The following is a 23,005-nucleotide window of genomic DNA, read 5'->3' on the forward strand; positions in this document are numbered from 1 at the left end:
TGAAATGGAGCAAAAAGAAACGTTCTTTGTAACAGCTAAGGGTGAAATACAGCCAATACCGGCAGATGATCAGATTCATTATTTTGAAATTCAGGCTTCATATGATGAAAAAAAGCAACTGGAACACATTATTTATGAGATGAAAGCCAACACAAAAAAAGAGTGGTTAGATATTTGGTCTCCTAAAAGGCACTTCAATGAAGCTTATGCGGAACATGACCGAGGTAAAGACAGTAAACTTGCTTACGAACTGTTCCGTTTTCTCTACTTGCTTGGTACAGAAAAAACGAAACGTGAAATAGAAGAAATGAACGTACTGCCTGAGTTATATGAACAAAGTCATGATACAATCGAAAAAGTAAAATAGCACCGGAGCGAGACTCCGGTGCTTTCCTTTTTACTCTTTTACTCCCACTCAATACTTCCATCTGCTTTGACCCAAAATCGGACAATGCCAAGATCATCTAGCGCTTGTTTTATATTTTCTGTCATCTTTCGTATTCGAGGGGTATCTGGATTTGCCATGACTAACGTTTTTGCTGGATTTTTTTCATAGTTTTTCAGCAGTTTTACAAGCTGACAGCTCATATGCTTATCTAGCTGACTGCCTGTGAATACCGTTTCTTTCTCGTGGTGTTCAGCATGGTTTCCTTGCGCTTCAATTAAAAGCGTATGGTATTCATTTGCTGCTGCCAGATCAATTCCGCAAAGATCTCCAAGGTTTCTTGTTTCATAGCCTTCCCGGTTCAAGTAGTGCTTTACAGCTTGAACAACTTCGGATTTGCTCAACACAAAAGGGTCTGCTTGGATTAATTGTTCATTTTGTACAGGCAAACCGATCCCTCCTTCTCATCTTTACACATCATTCGAGTTCACTAGTACTCAATAAAGGGGTACTCTTTTTCGTATACCCGCAAATTTCGAATAAAAAACGACAGAAAAAGGGAATTTTTTTCATCTTACCCGCATGCTTTGTTGACGTTCATTGTCTACTAAAGCGGAAAACAATCATCAAAAAGAAACTTCTTTCCACTTCAAACGTATATCATTTAAGATAGAATTAAGAAATCATTTGGGGGATTCATACATGTCTGAAAAAGCAGAAAAGCAAAACCAGTCCCGTTTATGGACGATCCTTGCGGGAATTGGTTTGTTCTTATTGAGTAAATTAAAATGGGTGTTTGGTTTATTAAAACTGGGTAAATTCGCTACCCTCATTTCGATGTTCATTTCAATGGGTGCTTATGCCGTCTTTTACGGCTGGAAATTTGCAGTAGCGATCGTCTATCTCATATTTGTCCATGAGATGGGCCATCTGGTCGCTGCGAAACAAAAAGGAATTAAGACTTCACCAGCGATATTCATACCCTTTATGGGTGCAGCGATTGGTATGAAAGAGATGCCTAAAAACGCAAAAGATGAAGCATATATCGCATATGCAGGTCCTTTATTTGGTCTTATGTCGTTCTTGCCTGCGGTCTTTTTATACGAATCTACCGGACAGCCGTTCTGGGGGCTTGTTATCTTCCTAGGAGCTATGATCAACCTTTTCAACCTGTTCCCTGTCTCTCCTCTCGATGGCGGCCGGATCGTAGGAGTTTTATCAACAAAGATTTGGTTTATCGGGCTTTTGATCGTTATTCCGTACTTGTTCATATCTCCAGATCCGATTATTTTCTTAGTGTTCCTTTTCGGAATTATGACTTGGTGGAAACGGGTTCGTGAAGATTTTGAACATAAAAAAACAGAACTCACCTTGGAAGCTTTTGAAAGTGAACAGCAAAAGCTTTCACACATACAGCAAGAGTTAAACGAATACCGGGATATGCCAAACTTTTCTCATATCATCGGGACTTATATAGAAGATGTTCGTGTTGCTAAAAACCGTGTAAAGGACCGTGTTCCGACAGGATTTACTTTTCCAATCCTGCAGGATAAAAAGAAGATTGAGAAGCACAAGATCATTGTAGAGCTTGAGATGCTTAATAATCGTGAGCGTTTTCTGAAAACCCTGCGGGAAGAATATGATAAAGACCGCAATAAAAGAGATGCTCTGGCACAAGCCTGTCACGAATCGGACCCTGAAGGAATCGCTTCTCTTCCAGTATTACCAGACTTCAGCACTGCCGCTTATTTTGAAGCTTATGAAAAGAGTCTGTTAGCTGAAAAAGCAGAAACAAAAAAGGTATATGATCAGCAAAAAAATTATTATGTAGCAAACATGAAAACGAAGATTGTAGTCCTGGCTTTGTATCTTTTACTGGCGGGAGTATTATCCGCATTCGTAGTTTACGGTAACCATTTGATGGATATAAATCGTTTTCTTATTAGTTAATTAAGAGTGGCTGACTCAAGAGGAAGAAATCCTTTTTGAGTTAAGCCTTTTGTTTTATTTTCAACCCATACATTCCCCTCCACTTCTTTTGACCTGTAATTTTCCTCTTTTAGTACCTTAGATTCATGTTATAAAGCTCCAACAAAAGGATATTTGGCTTATCTTTAGTTCTCCATAAAGGAAATGGTTAGAAAAACTCGAATTGTGAGGAAAAAGAGAAAAAGGAGCGACAAAAAATGCGAAAATTTATGAAGGTTCTTTTTTCGCTTGCGATGTTACTAGGTATGTTTACAAACACCGCTTCTGCTGAAAAAGGAACAGCTGACACAAATGTTGTCGGGCAAGATCTTTATGTTGATGTAGCAGCTGCCACATTATGGTCAAACCCAGACGCAGCACGAGATGATGTTGATGCACCTTCCCTCTCGAATCCTGTTGATCTTAGAGGATGGACAACAAGTATGTCGTATGAACAAAAGCTATGGCTTGTAGGAGAACTTGAGACCCAAGCTCTGTATGGACAAAAGGTCCGAGTTTTAGAACAGCAGGACGAATGGGTTAAAGTTGCGGTCTATGGACAGCCCACTCCAAGAAATGAACTTGGATATCCAGGCTGGATGCCGTTAAAACAGCTTACGACTTCAGATCGATTTGAGAGTGGAGATGGTAAGCCATTTGCTCTCATCACTAGTCCAACTGCATGGCTTTCTAAAGCACCTTTCGGCCATAAACAAGACTTAGAACTAAGCTATAACACTAGACTTCCAGTTTTAAAAGCATACCGGCACACGATTGCTGTTTTAACTCCAGAAGGTAAAGTACGCTGGCTAGATGCGACAGATGCAAAGGTTTATAAGAGCGAAAACGATATTCCTATTCCGACAGGTGAACAGCTTGTTGATGAAGCGAAAAAGTTTCTTGGACTTCCATATCTTTGGGCAGGAGCTGCAGGCTTTGGATTTGACTGCTCAGGTTTTACACACACCGTTCATAAAGCAAATGGAATAACGATCCCAAGAGACTCTGGACCACAATCTAAAGAAGGACTGATCGTAGATAAAGATCAGCTTCAGCCAGGAGACCTCATGTTCTTTGCTTATGATCAAGGAAAAGGCCGCGTGCATCACGTTGCGATGTATGCTGGAAACGGAATGATGATCCACTCTCCGAACACAGCATCAACCGTTCGCATGGATCCGATCTCAACACCTGCTTATGCTGTTGAGTTCTCTGGTGCAAGACGTTATGTACCTGAGCAATAAAATTTAAGAAAAAGCAGTGTCATTTCAATCTCGAAATGCACTGCTTTTTATATGCTCTTAAAAAGATTTTAGCTCATCTGTATCTAGGTGGCTCGTATTATTTAAAAAGTGAACAACTTTACTACTTTCATTGTTCTCTAAAAAACTGATACCTGTATCTCCATTTTTGAAATAAAAATTCTTTGAGATCGGCATATCAAAAAATGAACGGAGAAGACAATTGATAACTCCGCCATGGGCAACAATTGCGATTCTTTTATGTTTGGAGTCTGCTAAAATCTTAGAAAAGATGGTCTCAATTCTCATACGAAACTCGATATGAGATTCACCTTCATCAAACCTGTCATGCAAGTATACAGGAGCTTTAAGACTTTTCGCTTCCTCAAATTTCAACCCTGCCTGTACCCCGTTGTTATGTTCCATCAGTTCTTCTTCGTACTGGAGCGGACATCCGATCGTATCAGCCAAAACTTGAGCTGTTTCACTCGCTCTTTTCAGTGTGCTGGCATAAATAAAGTCTGGCGGAAAATCACGTTTCACCTTTTCAGCCATCGCCCTCACTTGCTTCCTGCCCCGATCTGTAAGTTCAAAGTCCGCTCGTCCCTCGTGAACTTGTAAAATATCAGCCTCTGATTCTCCATGTCGTATTAATATGATTTCCATGTCGCTTCCCCCATTAATATTAATCTGCAAGCCTCACCTATTTTACCGTATAATGGAAGGAAAAGGTACTTCGACTGGACGTGTTCTTTTGAAACATAGCTTAATAGGTTTTCTATTGTTATTTTTTATATTTTTGCCAGATGCCATCCCAAAGCTGGTTCGATCATACTTACCAGAAGTCTCTCATTTACCTATATTGTTTAGTCTGAATATGATCGTTATCTCCATAGTCGTTTACTTTTTTAGATATGCATATAAAAAGAAAAACGCAGCAGTGATTACAGTTTGCTTGTTCCTGCTCCTTCAGCTTTCTGTTATTACACTTACACTATTTAGGGGGTAAATTATCTTGAAATTCACTTCAAAAAGAGATGTTTGGCTAGGACTTATTCTATTTGGCAGCATTGGCTATGGAACCTTCCTTAGCATTTCTGCGTTTTTCTCTGAGGAATCAAGTATAGGAGAATCTATTTTTGCTATTTTCTTAAATCTTGTGATTATCCTTTTCATCTGCTGGCTTTGGTTTTCTACTTACTATGTATTAAATGAAAGAGAATTAGTGATCCGCTGCGGACCAATTAACAAAAGAATTCCTTACCGCGAGATCACCTCTGCACACAAAACTTGGAACCCCCTTTCAAGTCCTGCGTTATCACTTAAACGGATCAATATTAAATACCAATTCGGAATGGCGCTTATTTCACCGAAAGATCGAGATAGGTTCTTGCATATGTTAAAAGAGCGATGCCCTCATGCGGACATTAAATTTAATTAGGAGCTGGTTCATTATGAACAATGAACTACAAGCTGTTTTCTTAGATCGTGATGGGACAATTGGCGGATCAGATGCAGTTGAATACCCTGGAGAATTTAAATTGTTTCCTTATACAGAACAAATTATTAAAGAATTAAAAGCAAAGGGCATTCAAGTGTTTTCTTTTACGAATCAGCCTGGAATCAGCAGAGCAGAAGCAACGGAAAATGACTTTGTCAGAGAAATTAAAGCTTTTGGTTTTGACGAAATCTACCTTTGCCCTCATCACCATAAGGAAGGCTGCCAATGCAGAAAACCATCCACCGGAATGCTCGAAAAAGCGGCAAAGAACCATTCCTTTGAATTATCAAAATGTGCCGTGTTCGGGGACCGCCGGACAGATATCTTGGCTGCAAAATCAGCAGGCTGCATAGCCGTTTTAGTGCTAACTGGATCAGGAGCTGCTGATTATGAACAAAATCACCTAACATCAAACGTCCAGCCTGATTACGTAGCAGAAAATCTGCAAGCAGGTGCAGATTGGCTTTTAAAACCATCTGGAGAGCTTAATCTTAACAAGTGAGCCTCATAAATTATTTTATAATAAAAGGCTCTATTCTAAAGGATTGTTGTTTTTGGCTTATAAAATAAGATTTGAATGATAAAATTTACCAACTTAATTAGGACGCAAATGACATTTGGAAGAAGATAGGGGATATAATCGTGTTAGTATTTTCATTTCATATTTTGATAAGTTTTATGGTGTTAGGAATAACATTGGTTCCAGCTCAAATAGTAGAAGTTAAAAGAAGTGCTCTAAAAAATATTGTTGGGATCACTGGAATATCAGGCATTTTTTTAGTAGGTACAGGTATTTTCATTGGAATAGGAGAGTCTTTACATGCATATCTCTATATAACCTTTATATTACAGTTAATTATAATTTGTCTTTTCTTTTTAAACTATCGTCATTTTAAAAAGGTAGGCTATTCAAAATTCATAAACATCTCTTCTATGATCCTAGTTATTATTAGTTATTTAACTTATGTTTACTATATTATAGGGAGCTTTTGGTATTACTAATGGGTGCGTTAGTCCAAAGGATTAACGCCTTTTTTGTTGATATTCTTATTAAATAAACGGGGCAGCGTTCCTGTAACAAACTAATAGTTTATGAAATAATGTACTTAAACATACGGGTGTGAGTGCGGAATATGGCCAAATAAATAAACATAAATGTTAAAAGCACTGCGATTTGCAGTGCTTTTCCGATTGCTAATTTAAATACGATTCTACATGTTTTTATCTTTTTGCACTCCAAAAGAGAATCCGTTAAATATCGAGACACCCTTTTTCGTTAGTGGATTCCTCTCTTTTTAAACCTTCCGCCCTTTACTTCTGCAATATCTGCAATAGCAAGGAATGCGCTGGTATCAAATTCATCCACGATGTCTTTAAGTTTTGCTTCTTCTAATCGAGTGATGACACAGAATACTACTCCTTTTTCGTCTCCTGTATAAGCACCCTCGCCTTTTAAGTAAGTAACTCCGCGTCCGAGTCTATGAAGGATGGCGTCGCCTATTTCTTTATGATTCTCACTAATAATCCACGCAGACTTCGATTCTTCAAGACCTGTGATCGTTAAATCAATCGTTTTGTATGCGATAAAATAAGCGATCAATGAGTACATCGCTCTGTCCCAAGTAAAGACAAAACCTGCAGCTCCAAGGATGAAGATATTAAAGAACATTATAATTTCGCCAACTGAGAAAGGCAGTTTGCTGTTGGATAAGATTGCTAATATTTCTGTACCATCTAATGAACCCCCGCTTCGGATAACCATTCCGATCCCAACTCCGATAAAAATCCCGCCAAAAACGGTAGCAAGGAGTAAGTCATCTGTAAAAGGCGGTACGGGATGTAATAGTGTCGTAGCGATAGAAAGAATAATAATTCCATATAAAGTTGAGATAGCAAATGTCTTTCCAATTTGCTTATATCCAATAAAGATAAAAGGCAAGTTTAGTCCGAATAGGAAGATTCCGAGGCTTAAACCAGTTAAGTGGGATGCCATGATTGAAATACCAGCAATCCCGCCATCAATAACGTTATTTGGTACTAAGAAAATTTCCAGTCCGACCGCCATTAAAATGGCACCTATGGTAATTAAAAATCCTCTAAGAGCGAGCTTTCCCTTAGTTAACTTACGATGCTGCTTATTCATTTGCTCAGCAAGCTGATTGTTTATTGTTGTATCATCTGTCATATCTTGAACCTCCATTTAGCGTGCATCCGAACAGGTATTTCTCTATTTCTACACATAAAGATTACCTCTTGTGGATTTTAGTAAACAAATTTTAGAGTCGAACATCGATCTGGGTTTTGATATTTTCATTTTTTGATATTCCCAGATATTTAAGTGTCTCAGAAGGGTTTGAATGATTGAAATGCTTTTGAAGAAGAGATATCGCGACACCTCTTTTATAGGCATGAAAACCAAAAGTCTTACGTAAAGAATTGGTGCCGATCTTACCTTTGATTCCGACTTGATCTGCCGCACAGCTTATAATGCGGTATGCCTGCTGTCTTGTAATGGGCAGCTTTGTTTTTTTAGATAAAAAAAGATAATCACTGCTTTGCAAATTGGCATTCTGTATATATTGAAGCAAGATTTTCTGAACGGTTTCATTCAGAAAGATCTCTTTTGTGGACTCACCTTCTTTAGGAATCCAGGAATAGTATTCTTTTATCACAGTGTGTTCAGTCATGAGATCTTCTACTTTAATGGAGAGCAATTCCGTAATCTTCAATCCTGTGTTAATGCCAAATACAAAAAGAACATAGTCACGTTCAGATTGCTTCTTTAAATGGCGCTTAATCGCATTAATTTGTTTAATATTCCTTAATGCTTCAACGTATTCCACCTAATCATCACCTAATCCCATGTTACTTAATACTAGTTTAGCACACTGTTATGTAACATTAAACGAATATGCTTTTAAATAAAAACAACTCTATTAATATGTACTAATTTCATCAGATTAGAAGAACTGTATTTATGCAAAAACAAAGAAACCTCCGATTGATTGAGGTTTCTGAAATATGTACAAGATTAATTAACTTCCCCAGATTCGATGTGATCTTCTTTTATTCGGATAAGTTCAATATCAGGGTACGTTTCTTTAACTTTTCTTCCAAAACTCTCTACTCCAAAAATCTCTGTATATGTATGGCTTCCCACATATAAATTGACGCCAGCGAACTTAGCGTACTGCACGGAATACAAAGTCCGTTCCCCTGTAATAAATGCATCGCAGTTATTGTCTTTTGCAAATTTAATTAATCGAGAGTTATTCCCTGCCCCCGTTAAGATAGCTGCCTTTTTAATGGGTCGGTCATGGTTTTGCCAAGCCCGAACAGGTTCATCCAGTTTCAGTTCAAGTCTATTTTTGAGCTCTGAGAACGAAAGAGCTTTATGAAAAATTCCTATTCCCGGTACCTCTGTATCATGTTCAAAAGCAGATAAACTTGTGATCTCATCAATTTCAATTTGTTCAAACAAAGATGTACATGTGCCGAATTCCACAAAATCAAGCGGTAAATGGATAAAAAAATGTGAGATGTCGTTCTTTTTTAATTCAGCTACACACTCTTCTCTCATGCCATATAGAAAATCCCAAGCGTCATGATGGGTAAGAAGCAGATCAGCATTGGCGTTTATTGCTTTCTCTACCGTCTCAGGAGTCAAGTTTGTCGCATAAGCTACTCTTTTATTATCCTTTTCGATTCGGCAGGTAAAACCATACTCTCCTTCGTCTTCAAAAGTCGTTAGCCACTTCCCAAATAGTGATGGCAAAAGCTGTTCAAAGTCGCTCGTTTTCATTGATGAATTCCCCCACTGTGTTTTATTCATTATGCCTGATTTCTCCATATGAGACCATAAAAAAAGCCAAGTGAATTTCACCTGGCCCGATCCATTATTCGTATTTGATTTCTTCCTGCAGAGAGCTTTCGAGATGTTTCATTAAATCATAATAATCATCTGGTTTTTGAAATTGTTCAACAGACCAATGCTGTTTGATCCATTCTGCAACTTCACTCGCACTGTTGAAAACTTCACCCGTTGTATCGCTGTCCCGCACTGTAAAGACCATGTTTTCATAGTCGACTGTAACATCACATGGAAACTTGCCGTCTTTTTTGTACAGCGAATATTCCACCTCTCCCGCCTCCTCTTAAATACTTTCTTATTGAAGTAATACCCACTCTCATTCCTTTTTATGACACTCTAAACGATATCTTTTGAAAATAGGTATAAAACACTGTCTCAACGTTCATTCTTATAGGGATTGTGGAATTGGAGGAAAGAAGATGAAAGCTGTTACGTATCAAGGAAAACGAGATATACAAGTGAAGTCGGTCGAGGATCCGAAGCTGTTGAAAAAGGATGATATTATCGTCCGGATCACATCTACAACTATCTGCGGCTCTGATCTGCATCTTTATCAAGGGAACTTCCCTCTCCCGAAAGGATATATTATCGGGCATGAACCGATGGGTATTGTTGAGGAAATCGGTACCGACGTAACTTCTGTAAAGAAAGGAGATCGTGTTGTCATTCCGTTTAACGTAGCTTGCGGAAGCTGCCACTTCTGCACGCATCAGATGGAAAGCCAGTGTGACAATGCAAATCCGCATTACGATTCTGGTGCCTATTTAGGTTACTCCGAAAAATTCGGCAACTATCCGGGTGGCCAGGCCGAGTATTTAAGAGTTCCGTTTGCAAACTTTACGCCCTTTAAGATTCCAGAAACCGTCGAGATGGAAGACGAATATTTTCTATTTCTATCAGACGTACTCCCGACAGCGTATTGGAGTGTACTGAACAGCGGCATGAAAAAAGGTGATTCGGTGATTGTACTTGGTTGCGGACCTGTTGGGCTATTTGCTCAAAAATTCGCATGGATGCTTGGCGCAAACCGTGTAATTGCTGTCGATCATCTGGATTACCGACTTCTCAAAGCGAAAAAGATGAACAATGTAGAGACTGTTAATTTTTCAAAGTTCGCTGATACTGGTGAGCACTTGAAAGAAATGACGCTTGGCGGTGCGGATGTTGTAATCGATTGTGTAGGGATGGATGGCAAAAAATCACCGATGGAAAAAGTGGGACAAACGCTAAAGCTTCAAGGCGGTACACTTGGACCCATACAGATAGCAACAAAAGCCGTTCGTAAGTTTGGAACGGTACAGATAACAGGTGTATATGGCGGTCTTTATAACAGCTTCCCGCTTGGCGCATTCTTTTCAAGAAACGTTACGTTAAAAATGGGACAAGCTCCTGTTATCCATCTCATGAGTACGTTAATGGATAAAATTATGGCTGAAGAATTCGACCCCCGTGAGATTATTTCGCATACTCTCCCCTTGGATGAGGCGGCCAAGGGCTATGATTTATTTAATGACCACAAGGAAGACTGCATCAAAGTCGTACTTAAAACGTGAGGAGCTAAAAAATGATGAAGAACAATAAAAACAGAGAAAAAAGAGAAGTAAAAACAGCAGAAAATAAAAATTTTCGTGGTGAATCTTTGGATCAGCATCAAAAACTAGAAGATGCCAACCTGTACTTGGATGAAGGCGAGATCAGCCAGCAAAATAATAACTTATAAGGAGTGATTCATCATGCAAAGCTTGATGATTAAGTTTCTAGGAATTCCGCTAGTTCTAATTCTAGCTAACTTCCTTTTTAAAAGTGTAGACTTTAAGCTTGTCCAGCCCATCATCTGGATTACGGCAGTACTTGCTCCAATCGGTGTGCTCATGGAATATATCATGATTTCAAGAATCTCATATTGGAAACAGCTGATGATTGATTTTGCAGCGACATTTATCCTTGTCTATCTGCTGGCACTCATACTGCCGGCTGTGACAATCTCACTATGGGGATCGATCTTGGTGGCCGTAATCATTACAGGAATGGAAGCAATGGTTCATAAGCATCTCATATCAGATCATTTAGATCATTCTTATCGTTAAGATTTATACCGGTACCCTTTTGCATGAGGTGCCGGTTTTTTATTTTTCACAAATATACACAAATGCTGGAGGAAAGTTCTTCGGCACGAAAGAGATATCCACTTCTTTAAATGATGCCTGGAAGGTCTTCTTCATCTGTGTGGAATATTGGAACGCAACGAGTATTCCGCCAGGTCTTAAGGATCGATAAACTTCATCAACGATTTTTGTCCGGAGATTTTTATTAAAATTAGTAAATGGCAGGCCAGAAAAAACAGCATCAAGTGTTCCTTCGCTATTTCCTAAGCTCTTGATGATTTCACACGCATCCTCATAATAAAAGGCTTCAGGAAACTTCACTTGAAGTCCTTTCCTCATTTCGCTGTCTTTTTCAAATACATGCAGTCTGGTGTTGGGAAGCATGTTCTTCACAATCGAACGAGTGATGACCCCAGTTCCTGCACCCAATTCCGCTGCTTGGTTTATATTTCCCAATTTAAATTTGATGTCATTTTCTCCGCTAAGGCAGCAGAACTTGGAAACAGGCTGCCTATCTGTAAAGGAGATTGTATAAATTTTTGAAGGAATAAGGATGTCCCGCCTTCCATTCTCTCTACCTCATTTCTAATTCCGATTAAATCAATCGACTTTATCTATATTATTCATTCGAAATGGTAAGGTGAAAGAAAAGGATTATTTTGTACTGATTCTTTGTTAGAATTTCCAGTTTATTTTTTAATAGATTTGGGAACATTTTAATTGGTATAAATTTGTAATGGAAAAAATTTTATTTGAAAAACATGTGATGTTTTGCTACATTTGAAAGCGGTGTACAGCTGAGAGAGACATTAGACTAATTGAGGTGTATTAAATGAATTTGCTTAACAATGTAATTGGTGATGTTAACACGTACTTATGGTCTTATATCCTGATTGTCATGTTAATCGGATTAGGACTGTATTTCACGGTTCGAACGAAATTTGTTCAGTTTCGAATGATTGGCGAGATGGTTCGCTTATTAGGTGAAGGGGCAGCAGCTGATAAAAAAGGTGTTTCGTCTTTTCAGGCATTCTGTATCAGTACCGCGTCGCGAGTAGGTACAGGTAACTTAGCAGGGGTAGCACTTGCTATCACAGCCGGCGGACCTGGAGCAGTTTTCTGGATGTGGCTGATCGCATTGATCGGTTCTGCATCGGCATTTGTTGAAAGTACTTTGGCTCAGATCTATAAAGTCCGTGATGGAGTCGCTTTCCGAGGCGGTCCTGCTTATTACATGGATAAAGCTTTAAACGCTCGCTGGATGGGTGTTATCTTCGCAGTCTTGATCTCGATTACATTCGGACTTGCATTCAACTCTGTTCAGTCAAACACAATCGCAAGCGCATTTGGACAGTCTTTTGATATTAAGCCTGTATACGTGAGTATTTTCCTTGCTGTTGTTACAGCTGTTATTATCTTCGGTGGTATTAAGAGAATCGCAAAAGTCTCTGAGATCATCGTACCGATTATGGCTGGGCTTTACATTCTTTTAGCTCTATTTTTGATGATTACGAATATCGGAGAACTTCCAGGAGTTTTTAGCTTAATCTTTAAAAGTGCATTCGGATTAGAAGAAGTTGCAGGCGGAGCACTTGGTGCTGCAATGATGAACGGGATCAAACGCGGACTTTTCTCTAATGAAGCGGGTATGGGTAGTGCGCCAAACGCAGCAGCAACAGCTGATGTCAGTCACCCTGTAAAACAAGGTTTAATTCAGTCCCTAGGTGTTTTCGTAGATACATTATTGATCTGTTCTTCTACAGCATTCATTATTCTTCTTTCTGGTATGTATACATCTGAAGAAGCAGACGGTATTATTCTAACTCAGCAAGCATTGAACAACCTGCTTGGATCATGGGGCGGCCCGTTCCTGGCTATTATAGTTCTATTGTTTGCATTCAGTTCAGTTGTCGGCAACTATTATTATGGTGAATCAAATATTGAATTCATCAGCCAAAACAAAATATGGTTATTCTTATATCGAATTGCTGTTGTAGGCATGGTAGGTTTCGGTGCAATTGCATCCCTTGATTTCGTTTGGAGTTTAGCGGATATGTTCATGGGATTAATGGCCATCATCAACCTTATTGCTATCTCTTTGTTAGGAAAAATTGCGTTTGATGCACTCGGTGATTATATGAAGCAGAAAAAAGAAGGCAAAAATCCAGTATTCTATCCATCGAGCATTGGTCTTAAAAACACCGAAGTTTGGGGAGAAAAATCAGAAGACAAATAAGCAGCACGAAAGAAAGAAGACTTCCAAAACACAGGAAGTCTTCTTTTTCTTTGAAACTTTTATCAATCAGGTCCGTAATATTTGTTTGGGATACAAAGTTTCTGGTCGGCGGTTTTAAATCATTAATTACAAATCATACAAAAAAACTGGCTTATATGAACCAGTTTTTTAAAATCTATTTCTCATATATTATTAAGTGGTTTTTCTTGTGCAGACGGTGAAAGAATATCCTGAAATTGTTGCTCAAGATCCTGCAAAGAAAGCTCGTATAGATGACGTCCATCTTTTGTTTTATATATGTTATGTAGCAATAGATCAGCAATTAAGTTCTCTCTTTTTTGATGGTCCGCTGACACGTTCAATCCCTCCTGAAAATCTCTTCAACTAACGTTACCCGCAAATGAAGAAGAAAAAACTTTACATCAATAGTTTATGTTCTAAACCTGGGAAGGTGATGCTCATTTCTCGTTTCGTTATGGGTCAACACTACCCTCTTTTGGATAAATTGTCAATTGTTTCTAGACAATATTTGTCGTCAATACTGTATAGGCATGTTTAAAACAAGTCCTTTTCAAAATTATATGGATAAGTTGATTGGAGTGGAAAATAACCACTTTCAAGAGATTATATTTTTTTGTATATTTCTTCATTGATAAGTTGATTGGAGTGCAAGATGCGAGACTCCTGGGGGAAGAGTGTGACAGGTGAGACTCCTAACGGCGCAGAGCGCCAGGAGGCTCACCGCACGCCCCCCGGAAAGCGAGCGTCTGGAACGGAAATCAACATCTTTCAAAAACAGCATTGAAATCAACTAAAAAGGAGAGCGGAGATGTTTGAAGGCGGTCTTAACGTAGATTATTTTATTTTATTATTGGCAGTTCTTTTATTGCTAGGTGTTATTACCACTAAGTTCTCATCAAGATTCGGCGTACCGGCCCTCGTACTTTTTATCGGAATCGGTATGCTTGCAGGGAGTGATGGACTTAACTTTATTTATTTTGATGATCCTCACCTTACCCAGCTTGTCGGTGTAGTTGCACTTATTATTATTTTGTTTGAAGGCGGATTACAGACCAAATGGACAAATGTTAAGCCCATCTTGTCCCCTTCTCTCTCGCTCGCAACATTCGGTGTATTTCTAACAACGGCTGTCGTAGCGTTTGCCGTAAAATTCTTACTCGATGTCTCATGGCTGGAAGCATTTCTTTTTGGCTCAATCGTAGGTTCAACCGATGCTGCAGCTGTATTCTCTGTATTATCAGGTAAAAACGTCAAAGATAAGCTTTCTTCAACGCTAGAAGCAGAATCAGGATCAAATGACCCGATGGCTGTATTTCTTACGATTACGTTTATCGAATTGTTAACTAGGGAGACTAGTTCGATCTTTAGTCTGTTCTTCTCTTTTTTCTGGCAGATGGGAATGGGGTTGGTATTCGGGTACCTTTTTGGCAAGTTAGCCGTTTATGCCATCAATCGAATACAGCTTGAATCAAGCGGTCTGTATCCGGTATTCGCTCTATCATTCGCTATCCTTTGCTATGGCGTGACGATGCTTGCCGGTGCGAGTGGACTGCTTGCGGTGTATGTAGCTGCTGTATTGATGGGTAATAACCATCTCACCTATAAAAACTCGATCGTACGTTTTAACGAAGGGTTTGCCTGGATGATGCAAATTTTAATGTTTGCAATCCTTGGACTTCTTGTCTTTCCGAGTGAATTATTCCACATTGGAATTATCGTGAAAGGTATGATTATTTCACTTATCCTTATTTTTATCGCAAGGCCGATCGGTGTTTTCTTGAGTACGTATTTTTCACCTTTTAATTTCAAGGAAAAAGTATTTTTGTCATGGTCTGGCTTAAGAGGAGCAGTTCCTATCGTTTTGGCAACCTTCCCTTTAATTGAAGGGGTAGAAAACAGCCAGCTGTTCTTTAATCTTGTTTTCTTCGTCGTGCTGACCTCTGCACTCATTCAAGGTTCAACGATTCCATGGGTCGCGCAAAAGCTAAAGCTTACGGAAAAAGAAAAACCCACTTCTCCACACGTACTGGAACTCGTTTCGATTGGGAAGGCCAATGCGGAGATTGTAGAGTTTTTCGTTCCTGAGAATGCGAAAATCATCGGTCAGACGCTTGAAGAAATGACATTGCCACAAGAGTCAATAGTGAGTGCTATGATTCGCGGTGATGAACTCATTACACCTACGGGAAAAACAGAGATTCACGCAAATGACATACTATATATCATGGCTAATAAAAACAGGTTAAAAACACTGACTGATTATCTTTCTGAACAAAGAGTGAAACAGAACTCTGATTGAAGAAAAAGCGAGAAATCTCGTCGGCACTGAAAAACCGGTTAAATTTCACCGGTTTTTCTTTTTAATCAGTAAAAACAAGGTCTTCGCTTGTGATTTTCCTGCGAAGACCTTGTTTTTTGACCTTGACTTATCTATTTTATTGACACACCACCTTTGTAAGAGCTGGTGTGATCTTTCTTTGCTTACAAACATGTAAGGATTGTAGCTGGAGGGTACTGACTCCTCGAAAATGAAATTCACATTTTCTTCGTGCGAGGCAAGGCTGTCGAAGCTTTCCTTGTCCTGCGGGACGAGTGGGACAGGTGAGACCCCTAAAGGCGTGTAGCGGCAGGAGGCTCACCGCCCGCCCCGCGGAAAGCATGTACCATGGAGCGGAAATCCCTGCATTCAATTTACGGACTTTTTCAGTGCCCTCAAATCTCCCCGGCTTTTTTCTTATGCTCCTTTTTCTACGTTCACTTGATGAGGATATGGTATTTCGATGCCGTTTACTTCCAATGCCTCTTTCAAAGCCTGACGCAGTTCGCGCTCTACTGCCCACTGTTCCCCGTTATGTGTTTTTGAAATAATACGAATGACGACATCTGATGAACCAAGCGCCTGAACTCCAAGTACATTCGGACCTTCCACAATGTTCTCATTGTTCGCTTTCACACGGTCACAAGCTTCTTGAAGTACTTTTACAGCTTGATCAATGTTTTCCTCATAAGCGATTCCGATATCAACCAATGCACGCATGTTGCCGCGAGAATGGTTTTGTATCGTGCTGATCTCACGGTTGGGCATGTAAGAGAGTGTTCCGTCAAACGCTCTGATATGAGTCGTTCTCAGACCAACTTCCTCAACGATACCATCAACACCGCCGATTGTTACGTAGTCGCCAACTTCCATTTGTTTTTCGAGCAAAATAAAAAATCCTGTGACAATATCGCTTACAAGTCCTTGTGCTCCGAATCCGATAGCGAGGCCAACGACACCAGCTCCTGCGATCAAGGTGCCGATCTCAAGTCCGAACTGTTTAAACATGATACCTGCAAAAACGAATATTAAAACATAAGAAAATAAGTTCACAACTAACTTTTGCAGCGTGATGATCCGACCGCTCGACATCTTGCGGTGAGATGCCGCTCTATCAAACATTCGGTTAATGACTCGTCTTCCGATTGATCTGATGATGATAAACATGACGATAATCAATAAAAATTTTGCAGCCCATAATCCTGCTCCGAGCATTAGTTCTGCCCAATTTATTTTTCCCATCCATTTTTCCCAGTTCTCCAAAAAAACCACTCCCACTTGTCTTCAATAGAATAGTTTCTATTGTAACAAGGCTAGGAGCGGCTTTTCAATCAAATTACTATTTTATTGCGCGACTACAGGTGTTCTATCGATTTCAAATCCCATATCTTCCAGCATTTTGTGGTCTGCCGTAGATTCCTGTCCTGCGGTCGTAAGGTAATCTCCTACAAAGATGGAGTTGGCAGCATATAGCCCGAGTGGCTGAAGGCTTCTTAAATTCACTTCTCGCCCGCCTGAAATTCGAATTTCTTTTGTTGGATTGATGTAACGGAATAGTGCCAGAACCTTTAAGCAATAGCGCGGATCCAACTCGTCCGTTCCTTCGAGCGGTGTACCATCAATCGCATGCAAAAAGTTAACCGGAATCGAATCCGCATCAAGTACTTTAAGGCTGCGAGCCATATCGATGACATCTTGTTTCGTTTCCTTCATACCGACGATCACCCCTGAGCACGGAGAGATTCCGCTGTCTTTCACAACGTTAACGGTGTTCACTCGATCGTCGTATGTATGGGATGTTGTGATATTTTCATGGTTTCGAGCTGAAGTGTTCAAGTTATGGTTGTAGCGGTCCACTCCTGCTTCTTTTAGGCGTGCCGCTTGCTCTGGCTTTAGAATTCCAAGACAAGCACAAACTTTTAACCCGTATGTATCTTTGATCTCTTTTACAGCTTCTACAACTTTATCTACATCCCGATTTGTAGGTCCACGACCGCTTGCCACGATACAATAGGTTCCGACGTTCAGGTTATAAGCCGTTTCTGCACCTTTAACCATCTCGTCTTTATCCATCATTCTATAAGTTTCGATCGGAGCTGTTGAAACGATAGATTGCGAGCAATAGCCACAGTTCTCCGGACATGCGCCGGATTTCGTATTAATGATCATATTCAATTTTACGAGATTGCCATAATAGTGTTTACGGACTTGATAAGCCCCGTGAAGCAGCAATAGCAAGTCTTCGTCTGGACATTCTAAAATGGAAAGTGCTTCATCGTTCGTGATTTCTTCACCTTGTAAAACCTTCTCCGCTAGCAGATTCCAAATCATGTTGAGTCTCCCCTTTTATGATGCGTGTTTAGTTTGATGTGACATTACTTTTTTACGCGCGATATTGATCCGTGGAGCAATAAGTGCTGCGCAAACTGCTAGAATGATATCTTTCGGAAGCGGAACCATCATCCATCCCCAGACAAGCGAGTAAGTGAATCCTTCTGGTGCTGCTGCCCACATCTTGTACGCCATGAACATAAGGTTTGTTCCAACCACGTAGTTGATCGCTGTTCCGATGAGTGTTGCAATTACATATGACGCTTTGCTGCCATTCTTTTCAATGATCAAGCCTGTAACATAGGCTACTAGAATAAAAGATAATAGAAATCCGAAAGTCGGACTTACTACAGTTGCGAAACCGCCTTTAAATTGTGCGAAGACAGGTGCCCCGACTAAACCAACTAATACGTAGACGCTCATTGCGATCGCACCTAACCGGCTTCCCAATAATGCGCCTGCAAGAATACAGAAGAACGTCTGCAGCGTAATCGGAACTCCGCCAACGACCATGAATGGAAAGATGGTTGTTATGTTAGCTCCTATTGCCATCAATGCCACGAACATTCCAATCAGCGTAATATCAATCGTTTTTAACCCATTTCTTCCTGCTGTCATTTGAATGAACCTCCATATGTATGAACTGTTTATGCTTTTAGAATAGCGGAGGTTTTAATTTGCGTCAACTAATAATATATTTTGGTTAACATATAAAAGACGGTAAAACCACTCTTTATTTTTAGAGTGGTTTTTGAATGTTGTTTTTAATTTTGGTCAGCAAATCCATATCTAAATCTGCATAGATTTTGTTGTTTTCAATGTTAGTTTTCAGATTATTAATCGTGTGTTCCTGCCAATCTTGCAGTTTATCAATATTCCAAACTTTTAGAAAAAGAACATAAAGGAATAACTCCCGAAGCTTAAGAAAGTCTGGCAGCTGGTTGATTATTTCATTCGTTAAAACATTACTCTCCGCGTACCCGTTCAGAAAATGAGTGAGGAACTCCACGGCAAAATCATCTTCCGTTGAATTGAAAGATGTGTGCTGCCAATACGCATGATAGAACGCAGTTGAGATATCATAAGCGAAGTAAAAATAAGCACAGTCGTCGAAGTCAAAAAGTATGATTTCGTCTTTATCAACAAAGAAGTTTCCTTGATGAAAATCGTTATGTATTAAACCGAAATACTGATCTCCCATTGAAAACCCCTTGATTCGTTCAATCAATTTAACATACTTTTCCCGTATGAACTCAGATGGCAGAATCTTAAAAAGATCATGATTATGTGGATGATCTGAACTCCAATGGGGTCTACCTCTACCGGTAATATCTTTTTCGGCTGAATAGCGTTTTCCCGCTTTATGAACCTCTCCTAACAACTTCCCCCATCGCTGAAAAAAATGCGGGTTCCATTGATCTCGGTTCTGAACAAGAACAGGTCCGCCAGGGGCTTTCTTAAAAACCGTTACATAAAAATCATGTAACTCTTCAACGAACTGATTGTTTTTCGAAGAAACAGCAATGCTAACTGTTATACCGCTTTTCTTCAAAAACTGAATCCACGAAATCTCTTCGTTGAGCATTTGAGCGGTTCTTTTATCTTTAGATGTCACCCGCATGACGTATTCATGATGGTTCCTTGTGAAGCTATAAACTACGTTTTGAAACCCCTCAGAAATGGCTGTTAAATCATCAGGGGTTACACCATATAACTCCGTTGCTTTTCTTATAGTAGATTTTTAAGTTGATTTTTCATATATTCACCTGTTCTTTAAGATAACTGTTATGAGAAGTTCTGCATAAGCTGCTTGAATCCTCTTCTTAATTGTCGAGAATTGGCGTCTCGTGGTTATATTTTTATTAACGTGGGATTTTTGCTCTGTTTCGTGGGATTATTTCAATTAAGCCAGGAAAAAATTCATTTAACGTGGGATTCCGTTTAAAGGCATTAAAAAAACTGGCTTTAGGGGTATTCTAACACCCTGCCAAGCCAGTTTTTAAACAAAAATACTATTTATCCCCTGTAAACTTGATGCCTTTTACAAAATATCGGTTAAAGAAGGCATATAGGACGATAATCGGAAGCGTAAAGACCATGGATGCTGCCATGATGTAGTTCCAATATGAAATGAACTGTCCTTTAAACGAGTTCAATCCGAGCGGCAATGTGAACATATCCATGTCAGACAAAATGATGAGCGGTCTCATAAAGTCGTTCCAGAACGCCATGAACACGAAGATCGTCTGAGCGGCAAGAGCCGGTTTTGCAAGCGGCAGTACGATCCTAAAGAACGTACCGAAGCGGCCTAGACCATCGATTGCTGCTGCTTCCTCCACTTCTTTCGGGAAGTTCACAAAGAACTGTCTCATCATAAAGATGAACGTTGCGTTAACTGCACCTGGTATGATCATTCCCTGATAAGAGTTCAGCCAGCCAAGCTCTTTTAAAATCAAAAAGTTCGGGATCAGCGTAACCTGAAACGGAATCATCAACACAGCTAGAATGATGATAAAGATACTCTTTTTACCCGGGAAGCTCAACCTAGCGAGCGCATATCCAGCCATAGAGTTGAACAATAAATTAAGCATTGTTCCAACTGTTGCTATAAATAGACTGTTGAACAGCCATCTGCCGAATAACGGTTCTTTCGAGAAAATTTGTTTGTAGTTATCCAGTGTAAAATCTTTCGGTATAAAATTGATCGATCCGCTTACGATCTCACCTAGTGTTTTAAAGGAAGAAGACAGTGCCCATAAAAACGGAATGACAGTGATGATCGCGTAGACGACAAGGATGACATATAATGCTTTTCTTCCAGCCGATCGTTTTTTCATGGAATCTCCTCCTTAGTAAAGTGATTCTTCTTTTGAGAATTTGCGCTGTATTAATGTAGCCACTAGAATGATGATCGCAAGCATGAAGGCGATCGCTGTTGCGTAACCCATCGTCCCAAGCGTCTTAAATGCATATTGATAGATTAAAAGAACAACTGTCAGCGTGGAGTTGTTCGGTCCGCCCGATCCTCCTGAGAAAATGTACGACTGATCAAACAGCTGGAACGTTCCGATGATTCCCATGATTACTACGAATGATGTAACAGGACGCAGGTTCGGAACCGTGATGTGCCAAAACTTTTGAACTGCACCTGCCCCGTCCAGCTCGGCTGCTTCATAATGACTGTCCGGTATATCCTGCAGCGCCGCAAGATAGATGACCATAAAGAAAGGTGCTGTCGCCCAAATGTTCATGATCATGATGGCGATCAGTGCGACGTCCGGGTCCCCAATCCAGTTATAGGTCGGCAGATGAAAGATCTTCAGTACATAGTTGATCAAGCCGTTCTGATTATACATCCACATAAAGATCAGGGTTAACACCGCGGATGATGTTAAGGTCGGCAAGAAATAGACGACCCGGAAAAACTTCTGCCCCTTAAGCCCTGCATTCAAGGAAGCCGCAAGCACCAGCGCCAAGAAGGTCTGTGCAGGGACAACCACCGCTACATATATGGCGGTGTTTTTCAAAGCGATAATCGCACGGTCATCAAAGGTTACTTTTAAAAAGTTATCCAGCCCCCGAAACTCATAACTAGCACCACCGAGCAGCTCCACTTTATGAAAAGATAAGAAAACAGCATAAAGGATTGGGGCGATAACAAATACGCCTAGTATAAGGATTGTCGGAAGCAAAAACAGATAGCCTTGTCCCGCTTCTTTCCTCTCTTTTTTCGTAAACATTTTCACGTTCTTCACCTCACTTCTTTTTCGTTATTCTGTAACCTTTATTTCTCTGTTCGCTTGTTTCTCAGCATCTTTCAGCGCTTCTTTTAATTTACGATCTCCAAGATATGCACTGAGAAACTGGTTGTTAAAGTTGTTCATGACGATCGGAAGTGAAGGACCATCCTGCCATACGGTCGCATAGCTTGCTCCGTTAACCAATGGCCGGCGCAGTTCGTCTTGATCAAAGCCGAGTTCAGCCGCAACCGATTTTCTCGTCGGCAATGCAAAACCCTTGCTTGTCCACTTTTCCATGCCTTCCTTGCCGGTGAGATATTCAATTAGTTCCCACGACTCTTTTTTATGTTCAGATTCTGAATTCATAGCATAACCGACTGTGAATGACATCGTTCCCTTTTTCCCGTTAACGGTTGGGAGTTCTGCTGTACCATAGTCGATATCAGGGAAAGTATCTTCCATATAAGGAATGTTCCAGTTTCCTTCAACGACCATTGCCGCTTTCCCGCGGCCGAACATTTCACCCGCAGACTGTCCTGCTCCAACTTCGGATGGAGTAGCTGCAGATTTATCTTTCAAGTGCATATCCACAATCGGCTGGATAGCATTTACTACTTTGTCATCTGCAAAGCTGGCGCGTCCGTCTGTAATCACTTCCCCGCCCTGGGATTCTGCCAGATAATATAAGCGCTCAATCTGCGGCATAACACCGAGTCCGTACACTTGTTTTTCTTCATCGGTCACTTTTTTTGCGATCTGTTCTAGCTCTTCCCATGTTTTTGGCGGTCCTGAGATGCCGTGCTCTTTGAACATTTTTTTATTATAAAAAAGGGCTAGAGTTGAATAATCTTTGGGCAATCCATAAAGTTCACCGTCACTTCTAAAAGCGTCGATCATCGGTTTCTCAAAGTCATCAATATCGAATTCTTCCGTTACGTACTTATTAAGTGGTTCAATCGCACCTGTCTCGATCAAGGCAGGAGCTTCAAACGCATCTAAGTAAAACACGTCAGCCGCTGTTCCACCGATCAGCCGGGTTTTGAGCACATCCATATATTGATCATTGATCGTGTTCAACTTCACATCGATGTGCGGATGCTCTTTTTCAAAATCAGCAAGCACTTCATTCAACAGTTTCTTTTCGACGGGATTACCTCCCCATCCACTTAAGACGATCTCTGTTTTTTCTGTGTCACTTTCTTCGTCATTGCCGCAGCCCGACAGTGCAGTTGTCAGTAACAGTGAAGATAAACAAACCGCTGACATCCATTTTGCAGGTCTCATTGTTT

Annotated in this window: 25 protein-coding genes; 10 read left to right on the forward strand and 15 right to left on the reverse strand. The window is 40.2% G+C overall.

The features are described 5' to 3' along the window. The first annotated feature begins 4 nt into the window (after positions 1-4). Entirely contained in the window at positions 5-367 is a 363-nt protein-coding gene (locus UN64_RS09625) for a hypothetical protein (protein ID WP_077362106.1), read from the forward strand. Positions 368-405: 38 nt separating this feature from the next. On the opposite strand, the gene UN64_RS09630 is transcribed toward UN64_RS09625, so the two are convergent. After that, complete coding sequence (locus UN64_RS09630) at positions 406-834, reverse strand: hypothetical protein (protein WP_077362108.1); 429 nt, start codon at positions 832-834, stop codon at positions 406-408. A gap of 253 nt (positions 835-1,087) precedes the next feature. On the opposite strand from UN64_RS09630, the gene UN64_RS09635 reads away from it, so the two are divergent. Together UN64_RS09635 and UN64_RS09640 are read left to right on the forward strand one after the other, a co-directional pair. After that, positions 1,088-2,335, forward strand: coding sequence for a site-2 protease family protein (locus UN64_RS09635; protein WP_077362110.1), 1,248 nt, complete (start codon positions 1,088-1,090; stop codon positions 2,333-2,335). A 236-nt stretch (positions 2,336-2,571) separates the two neighbouring features. Beyond that, on the forward strand, positions 2,572-3,597 hold the full coding sequence (locus UN64_RS09640) for a C40 family peptidase (protein ID WP_077362112.1): 1,026 nt from the start codon (positions 2,572-2,574) through the stop codon (positions 3,595-3,597). Positions 3,598-3,654: 57 nt separating this feature from the next. Here the strand turns inward: UN64_RS09640 and UN64_RS09645 are convergent, their stop codons facing one another. Beyond that, on the reverse strand, positions 3,655-4,260 hold the full coding sequence (locus UN64_RS09645) for a histidine phosphatase family protein (protein ID WP_077362114.1): 606 nt from the start codon (positions 4,258-4,260) through the stop codon (positions 3,655-3,657). Positions 4,261-4,609: 349 nt separating this feature from the next. On the opposite strand from UN64_RS09645, the gene UN64_RS09650 reads away from it, so the two are divergent. Then, positions 4,610-5,035, forward strand: coding sequence for a PH domain-containing protein (locus UN64_RS09650; protein ID WP_171978853.1), 426 nt, complete (start codon positions 4,610-4,612; stop codon positions 5,033-5,035). A gap of 13 nt (positions 5,036-5,048) precedes the next feature. Further along, complete coding sequence (locus UN64_RS09655; protein WP_077362118.1) at positions 5,049-5,597, forward strand: HAD-IIIA family hydrolase; 549 nt, start codon at positions 5,049-5,051, stop codon at positions 5,595-5,597. Between the two features lie 774 nt (positions 5,598-6,371). Here UN64_RS09655 and UN64_RS09665 read toward each other — a convergent pair. From UN64_RS09665 to UN64_RS09680, 4 genes are all read right to left on the reverse strand, one after another. Beyond that, positions 6,372-7,280 carry a YitT family protein gene (locus UN64_RS09665; RefSeq protein ID WP_077362122.1) on the reverse strand — a complete coding sequence of 303 codons (909 nt, stop codon included), beginning with the start codon at positions 7,278-7,280 and terminating at the stop codon, positions 6,372-6,374. Positions 7,281-7,371: 91 nt separating this feature from the next. Beyond that, positions 7,372-7,938, reverse strand: a complete 567-nt coding sequence (locus UN64_RS09670; protein ID WP_077362124.1) for a tyrosine-type recombinase/integrase — start codon at positions 7,936-7,938, stop codon at positions 7,372-7,374. Positions 7,939-8,126: 188 nt separating this feature from the next. Then, positions 8,127-8,897 (reverse strand): Nif3-like dinuclear metal center hexameric protein, encoded by a 771-nt coding sequence (locus UN64_RS09675; protein WP_077362126.1) that lies wholly within the window; start codon positions 8,895-8,897, stop codon positions 8,127-8,129. Positions 8,898-8,991: 94 nt separating this feature from the next. Then, a complete protein-coding gene (locus tag UN64_RS09680; RefSeq protein WP_077362128.1) occupies positions 8,992-9,234 on the reverse strand; it encodes a hypothetical protein in 243 nt (80 codons plus the stop codon). A gap of 151 nt (positions 9,235-9,385) precedes the next feature. Between UN64_RS09680 and UN64_RS09685 the strand changes: the two genes are divergently transcribed. The 3 genes from UN64_RS09685 to UN64_RS09690 are packed head-to-tail and all read left to right on the forward strand — an operon-like array spanning position 9,386 to position 11,053. Further along, positions 9,386-10,519, forward strand: a complete 1,134-nt coding sequence (locus UN64_RS09685; protein WP_077362130.1) for a zinc-dependent alcohol dehydrogenase — start codon at positions 9,386-9,388, stop codon at positions 10,517-10,519. Between the two features lie 11 nt (positions 10,520-10,530). Further along, positions 10,531-10,686: a hypothetical protein gene (locus UN64_RS20880; RefSeq protein WP_171978854.1), complete on the forward strand. Its 156-nt coding sequence runs from the start codon at positions 10,531-10,533 to the stop codon at positions 10,684-10,686. Between the two features lie 13 nt (positions 10,687-10,699). Beyond that, complete coding sequence (locus UN64_RS09690; protein ID WP_077362132.1) at positions 10,700-11,053, forward strand: DUF2512 family protein; 354 nt, start codon at positions 10,700-10,702, stop codon at positions 11,051-11,053. Positions 11,054-11,092: 39 nt separating this feature from the next. Here the strand turns inward: UN64_RS09690 and UN64_RS09695 are convergent, their stop codons facing one another. Next, a complete protein-coding gene (locus UN64_RS09695) occupies positions 11,093-11,527 on the reverse strand; it encodes a class I SAM-dependent methyltransferase (protein WP_171978855.1) in 435 nt (144 codons plus the stop codon). A 376-nt stretch (positions 11,528-11,903) separates the two neighbouring features. Between UN64_RS09695 and UN64_RS09700 the strand changes: the two genes are divergently transcribed. Beyond that, positions 11,904-13,307: an alanine/glycine:cation symporter family protein gene (locus UN64_RS09700; RefSeq protein ID WP_077362136.1), complete on the forward strand. Its 1,404-nt coding sequence runs from the start codon at positions 11,904-11,906 to the stop codon at positions 13,305-13,307. A 182-nt stretch (positions 13,308-13,489) separates the two neighbouring features. Here UN64_RS09700 and UN64_RS09705 read toward each other — a convergent pair whose 3' ends face one another. Next, the gene (locus tag UN64_RS09705; RefSeq protein ID WP_171978856.1) at positions 13,490-13,663 is read right to left on the reverse strand and encodes a Fur-regulated basic protein FbpA; all 174 of its coding nucleotides are present in this window, start codon (positions 13,661-13,663) and stop codon (positions 13,490-13,492) included. Between the two features lie 473 nt (positions 13,664-14,136). On the opposite strand from UN64_RS09705, the gene UN64_RS09710 reads away from it, so the two are divergent. Further along, the gene (locus tag UN64_RS09710) at positions 14,137-15,627 is read left to right on the forward strand and encodes a potassium/proton antiporter (protein ID WP_077362140.1); all 1,491 of its coding nucleotides are present in this window, start codon (positions 14,137-14,139) and stop codon (positions 15,625-15,627) included. 435 nt (positions 15,628-16,062) lie between these two features. On the opposite strand, the gene UN64_RS09715 is transcribed toward UN64_RS09710, so the two are convergent. From UN64_RS09715 to UN64_RS09745, 7 genes are all read right to left on the reverse strand, one after another. Further along, positions 16,063-16,887: a mechanosensitive ion channel family protein gene (locus tag UN64_RS09715; RefSeq protein ID WP_077363699.1), complete on the reverse strand. Its 825-nt coding sequence runs from the start codon at positions 16,885-16,887 to the stop codon at positions 16,063-16,065. Between the two features lie 102 nt (positions 16,888-16,989). Next, a complete protein-coding gene (gene bioB / locus UN64_RS09720; protein WP_077362142.1) occupies positions 16,990-17,976 on the reverse strand; it encodes a biotin synthase BioB in 987 nt (328 codons plus the stop codon). Positions 17,977-17,991: 15 nt separating this feature from the next. Then, positions 17,992-18,594: a biotin transporter BioY gene (locus UN64_RS09725; RefSeq protein WP_077362144.1), complete on the reverse strand. Its 603-nt coding sequence runs from the start codon at positions 18,592-18,594 to the stop codon at positions 17,992-17,994. A 121-nt stretch (positions 18,595-18,715) separates the two neighbouring features. Then, positions 18,716-19,708: a phosphotransferase enzyme family protein gene (locus tag UN64_RS09730; protein WP_077362146.1), complete on the reverse strand. Its 993-nt coding sequence runs from the start codon at positions 19,706-19,708 to the stop codon at positions 18,716-18,718. Between the two features lie 280 nt (positions 19,709-19,988). After that, the gene (locus UN64_RS09735; RefSeq protein WP_077362148.1) at positions 19,989-20,813 is read right to left on the reverse strand and encodes a carbohydrate ABC transporter permease; all 825 of its coding nucleotides are present in this window, start codon (positions 20,811-20,813) and stop codon (positions 19,989-19,991) included. Positions 20,814-20,825: 12 nt separating this feature from the next. Continuing rightward, a complete protein-coding gene (locus tag UN64_RS09740) occupies positions 20,826-21,716 on the reverse strand; it encodes a carbohydrate ABC transporter permease (protein ID WP_077362150.1) in 891 nt (296 codons plus the stop codon). A gap of 30 nt (positions 21,717-21,746) precedes the next feature. Further along, entirely contained in the window at positions 21,747-23,000 is a 1,254-nt protein-coding gene (locus UN64_RS09745) for an ABC transporter substrate-binding protein (RefSeq protein WP_077362152.1), read from the reverse strand. Positions 23,001-23,005 lie beyond the last annotated feature (5 nt).

The sequence above is a fragment of the Fictibacillus arsenicus genome (assembly GCF_001999465.1).
In the GTDB taxonomy this organism is placed as follows: Bacteria; Bacillota; Bacilli; order Bacillales; family Fictibacillaceae; genus Fictibacillus; species Fictibacillus arsenicus.